This is a genomic window from Nocardia brasiliensis IFM 10847, from assembly GCF_000710915.1.
GTDB lineage: Bacteria > Actinomycetota > Actinomycetes > Mycobacteriales > Mycobacteriaceae > Nocardia > Nocardia brasiliensis_A.
On record NZ_BAUA01000189.1, the window covers coordinates 1 to 4638 of the forward strand.

The following is a 4638-nucleotide window of genomic DNA, read 5'->3' on the forward strand; positions in this document are numbered from 1 at the left end:
AGGACGGCTTGGGTGGCGTTGCCGGTGATACTGATCGTGGCTGCTGCGGTGAGCACGCTCCAGAAGAAGGTGTGCGCACGTGAACCTGGCGGCGTGCGCACGTCCGGGCGTGGGTCTTCGGTCGAGGTGAGTTCCAGGGGGGTGCCGGCCATGAGGAACCTTCCGGTGCGTTCAGCGTGCGGACGCGGTCATCGCGGCCGGGGTGGGCAGTTGCGCGGACAGGATCGGGTGGGGCTCGCCGGAGAGCACCGACAGCGCGGCGGCCACTTCGGCCAGGTAGGACTTGACGTAGGTGGCCGCGGCGCCGGGGCCTTTGCCCCGGTGTCCGGCATAGGCGCAGGCGACGGCGTAGCTGAAGGTGCGTTCGACCCAGGTCACCGTGGTGTGGCGCAGCCAGTGCGTCGTGATGCCCTGGGCGGCGACCCACGGCAGGATCCCCCCGATGCGATGCCAGAGGTGGTCGTAGCGGCGCGAGCTGATCGCGCGCCCGTTGCGGTAGCGCAGCAGCTGACCCATGAGCGGACTATGGCGCTGCTCGGCGTGCTCGACGAGGTGCCGCATCAGGGTCGGTGAGACCGGCTGCCAGCGGTCGACGCCGTCCTTTTCCCGCAGATAGATCAAGCACTGCTCGCGGTCGAGGTCGTGCGGGCGCAGGGCGAGCGCGCCGCTGCGGCGGCAGGCGGTCTCGATGTGCAGGCGCAGGATCAACGAATCGAGTTCGGGGGCGTCGCCGCTGGTGGCGGTGGCATGGCAGATCTCGGCGAGGCGGGCTGAGGGGATCGCGTAGCGGTGTGAGGGGCGTCGCGTCGGCATGGTCAGGCGGCGGGCGGGGTTGTCGGCGGGGCGGTCACCGCCACCGCGAGCATCGGCAGCGCAGCCGTAACCAGTTCGCCGATCGCGGCTGGAGGATAGACGAGCAGGCGTGCGGTGCTGCGCCGCCCGATCAGCAGTGCCCGGTCCCCGAGGAACAGGCTCACCCGGCGGCGCTGGCGATACGGCAGCCGGATATGCCCGTTACCGGTGACAATGACCGTGCCGCGCACGCCCGGGCACAGCAGCAGCGCCCCGGTTTCGGTGACGGCTACTTCCAGGCGAACGGAGGGGCGGTACCCTAGCGTGGACAGTAGATGCTTGTCAGCAATTCGGCCACCATCGCCCACCGACGACACGCCGACGACGAGATCGCCGTCAGCTACCCGGACAATCCGGTCGGTAGGTACTGGACCATTGATCAACTCCTGGAGCTGACCTTGCGGCGGCACCAAGGGGGGGGAATCATGCGCACCCCCGCCCAGCAAACCTGCCGCACGACACCGATGACCTTGATCGGGGCAAAGGCGCTGGATATCTGCGCAGGTCAGAGTGGATAATCACCGGTCGTCCTCCGTGTGTTCGAGAGCTCTCGAACACACGGGGCGAACATCCGACACAGATGTCGGAGAAACGTGCGCGAGAGGGGAGTTGCGCCCCTCTGTCGTGGGAGATTAGGAGCTAGATCTGGCGCATCTGCTAATTCCAATCGCGGCATCCGCGGTGCCGTATCCCGCCGGGCGAATGGCGTGGAGTGCAGGCGAGCTCGGCTACCTGACGTTTGCGAGTGGATGTTTGTGATGCAGGTTGGCTTGCCGGGTGGACGAACTACGACTCCAGTTCCAGCGATGTTCGCTGGTGAAAGAGGTGTGCGTATTGGTTGTGTTCCCCTCCGGACACTTCACTCGATCGACGGCTCATGCTCATGGAGAGCATGGGCCGTTTCTCGTTTCGTCATGTTTGTGGGGGCGCAGCCCCCACGCCCCGCCCGGCGGGCTTTGCCCCCGGACCCCCCTCCTCGCTCGACTGCCTGAGTTCGAGGTGCACCGGCTGACAGCACGGCTCCGATGTCACCTGCTGGTTCGATCAGCTTGTGCATCTCGGTTTCGGTCAGTCTGATCGGCTTCGGTATTGCGTCGAGTTCGGCGCGTGCTGCGGCTTTCTCGGCTTGTGCTGCGTTCATCGAACTCACGAAGGCTGCTGGGTCGACTCCCGCCTCGATGGCGGCCAAGTGGCGCTGTAGCTTCGTGTCGGCTTCGGCGATTCGGCGACGCAGCAGTGCGCGTAGGGCGTCTGTGTCGTCGGGTTCCTGCGCCGCGAGCAGTATCTCGACGGTCCGGTTTCGGTGCTGGTGTTGGTCGAAGAGTTTTGAAAGCCATCCGTCCAGCGGGTCTATGAGCACTGACTCTCGAAGGTTGACTGTCTTCGGATGGTCTGTCAGCGCTTTGCTGCCGGGTGCGAGGGTTCTTGCGCGGCAACGGTAGTAGATGTTGGAGGGTTCTCGTGCGATCGAGTTCGGCGCGGTCTCGGTTGGTGATGCCGGCTCGGCCCCGGCGGATCAGGTGTGCCTCGGTGAACTGCTCGACGGAGACGATCTGCGGATGAGCGGGACGGCGCGAGCGGATGATGCGATCCGCGGTGGCTCGCACGAAGCGGATCGCGTATCCGGCGGCGACGTCGTCGGGGTCGATGAGTTCTTCTCGCTTGGTCCAGCGCCCGAACACGGCATAGCCCGTGTAGCGCGGATTCTGTACGATCGCCGCGACTGTGGGTGCCTGCCACCCGTGTCCTGCGCGGTGTCGGTTCTGTTCGGGGCGGTGGACTGACGGGCACGGTATCCCGTCGCGGTTGAGTCCTTCGGCGATCGCCTTATCGCCTCGGCCGCCGATGTATTCGCGGAAGATGCGTGACGGCTACTGCACTCGGATGGTGGGTCCGGTGCCTGGCCGGTAGGCGTTCATGCCGGTGGTGCCGATACTGCAGCCGGGCAGTGTGTCGTCGAGGTCGCCTTGGATGATCGCACTGAGCTTTTCCGGCGGGATCGTGTCCGAGCGCTGGATGCCGAAGGTGACGAAGTTGACGTCGGGTTTCTGCCCGGGGCTCAGTTTCCGGTTGGCTGCCTCTTCGTCGAGTGTTTGGACGCGGAAGCACACCGCGGTCACGGTCCAGGCGTCGGTGTCTTGGGGTATCGGGATCAGGGTTCGGGAGGGTCCGGCGCCGAGGTCGACGACCCAGACGTCGCCGAGGTGGTCGTTGAGCACTGATTGCGGGTAGACGATTTTGGTGAGTGCGTTCTGCAAGGTCTGCCCGCGCAGGTCGGTCTTGGTGAGTTCGAAGATCGGCCGGCTGCGCTCGACGAACACCTTCGGCGGTGGCGCGGGTTTGAGCCAGAAATAGCCCAGCCCGGCGGCCACCAGGACCAGGATCGCGGCGATCGCGCCGATGAGGTAGCGCCGACGGCGCGGCGCGGGTGGTGTCGCCGGTGCGGGGCTGGTTGTGTCGGTCATCGTGGCTCCTGGGCTGGATGCGGATCGGGGATCGACGTCATCTGCGCTGCGCACATTCAGTTTCCTCCTGCCGGGTGCGGGATGACCGGTTCGGGTTGCACGGGCAGGATCTCCGGCGGCGGGGCTGGGAATCCGTTCGGTGCGCCGGTCGGTCCGACACGGTAGGTGCTGCCCTCAGGGAACAACGCCTGCTTCTGCTCGGTGGACACGTATTGTCCGGTCTCGGCGTCGTAGCGTTGGACCTCGTAGAGCACCTGAGTGTAGGTCGGATACGCCGACATCGTTTCTCCGGCTTTCATCGGTATCGATGGTGCTTTTCCGCCGGTTTCGCCGATGGTGAGCGATTCGGTATCGGCTACCGACTGTGATACCTGCCCGCTGGCTTTGAGGGCGCCGACGGTGGCGTCGACTCCGAGTTGCCCTGTCTTGGTGACGGTTCGGGAGATCGTCGTGGAGCGGCTGACCGTGCAGGAGATGCCGTCGCTGGCCGCCGAGCAGGTGTCGTAGGGCGCGGTGCCGGGCGGGGTGTAGTTCGGGGTGGTCTTGTGCACGACAACCTTGTAGTCGTAGGTGTTATGGCAGCCTTGGCTGAACGACCATTCTCGTTCCTCACCACATCGTGAAGCAGGCCGCACCGGAAGCTGGTCACGAATCGACGGCGAGGATGGTCCCGGAGAAGCCGGCGGCGAGAGGGTCGCCGATGGTGCGTGGACCGGTGGTGGGGAGCCGGGATCGGAGGCTCCGCTCTGGTCCGGAGCGGCCCTCGGCACGGCTGGACCGGGTTCACGACCCGGCGGCTGCGGCGGCGGGGCGAAGTCGGTGGGTCCGGGTGACTGCGTACCGGGCACGGGAACAATCGGCGTCCCGTTTCCAGGCCCGACCGGCGGCGGAACCAACGCTCCAGCTCGACTACCCGCACCGCCGGTGTTGCCCGAGGGTGCGCCAGGCAGCGCCGGGGTCGGCAGTGCCGGTGCCGTCGTCGGCGGCCCGGGAGGCGGGCCGGGCGGCGGTTTGGGGACCGGGATACACGGCCAGCCCGGATGCATCTGCTGCCACTGATCACACGGGATGTCCGGTTGCGCGGTCGCGGAGCCGCCGACCGCAACCGCGCTGAGCGCGGCCACGAGCGGCACAGTCAACGCGGCAATAGCTCTGGTAACTCGATGCGGACTCACGAGATGCCCCCTTACAGGTAGATCGGGTCGCCGTAGACCGAGACCGTGTCATCGGCTTCGGGCGTGGAGATGCGGGCAGTGGCGAAGGAGCGCAGCGAGACCGGTCCCATGCAGGCGTCGACTTTGATCTGGACTTGGTCGACGGT

At 66.5% G+C, this 4638-nt stretch carries 6 protein-coding genes and 1 pseudogene; all 7 read right to left on the reverse strand.

The features are described 5' to 3' along the window. Nucleotides 1-171 precede the first annotated feature (171 nt). Nucleotides 172-813 carry a site-specific integrase gene (locus NBRGI_RS36955; RefSeq protein WP_051728320.1) on the reverse strand — a complete coding sequence of 214 codons (642 nt, stop codon included), beginning with the start codon at nucleotides 811-813 and terminating at the stop codon, nucleotides 172-174. Nucleotides 814-815: 2 nt separating this feature from the next. Further along, the gene (locus NBRGI_RS47825; protein ID WP_148311102.1) at nucleotides 816-1265 is read right to left on the reverse strand and encodes a hypothetical protein; all 450 of its coding nucleotides are present in this window, start codon (nucleotides 1263-1265) and stop codon (nucleotides 816-818) included. Nucleotides 1266-1711: 446 nt separating this feature from the next. Further along, nucleotides 1712-2212 (reverse strand): hypothetical protein, encoded by a 501-nt coding sequence (locus tag NBRGI_RS49430; RefSeq protein ID WP_235211231.1) that lies wholly within the window; start codon nucleotides 2210-2212, stop codon nucleotides 1712-1714. Between the two features lie 205 nt (nucleotides 2213-2417). Then, nucleotides 2418-2714, reverse strand: a pseudogene (locus NBRGI_RS49435) (recombinase family protein); the annotation flags it as partial. A 9-nt stretch (nucleotides 2715-2723) separates the two neighbouring features. Next, nucleotides 2724-3317, reverse strand: coding sequence for a hypothetical protein (locus NBRGI_RS36975; RefSeq protein ID WP_029901926.1), 594 nt, complete (start codon nucleotides 3315-3317; stop codon nucleotides 2724-2726). Between the two features lie 56 nt (nucleotides 3318-3373). Beyond that, a complete protein-coding gene (locus NBRGI_RS36980) occupies nucleotides 3374-3868 on the reverse strand; it encodes a hypothetical protein (RefSeq protein ID WP_029901928.1) in 495 nt (164 codons plus the stop codon). A gap of 635 nt (nucleotides 3869-4503) precedes the next feature. Continuing rightward, on the reverse strand, nucleotides 4504-4638 hold a 135-nt coding region (locus NBRGI_RS46920; protein WP_029901930.1), incomplete at its 5' end, for an MspA family porin.

Bases quoted from the DNA above. Each gene is read 5' to 3' on its own strand.
- NBRGI_RS36955 (WP_051728320.1), bottom strand. From the start codon at position 813: ATGCCGACGCGACGCCCCTCACACCGCTACGCGATCCCCTCAGCCCGC.
- NBRGI_RS36975 (WP_029901926.1), bottom strand. From the start codon at position 3,317: ATGACCGACACAACCAGCCCCGCACCGGCGACACCACCCGCGCCGCGC.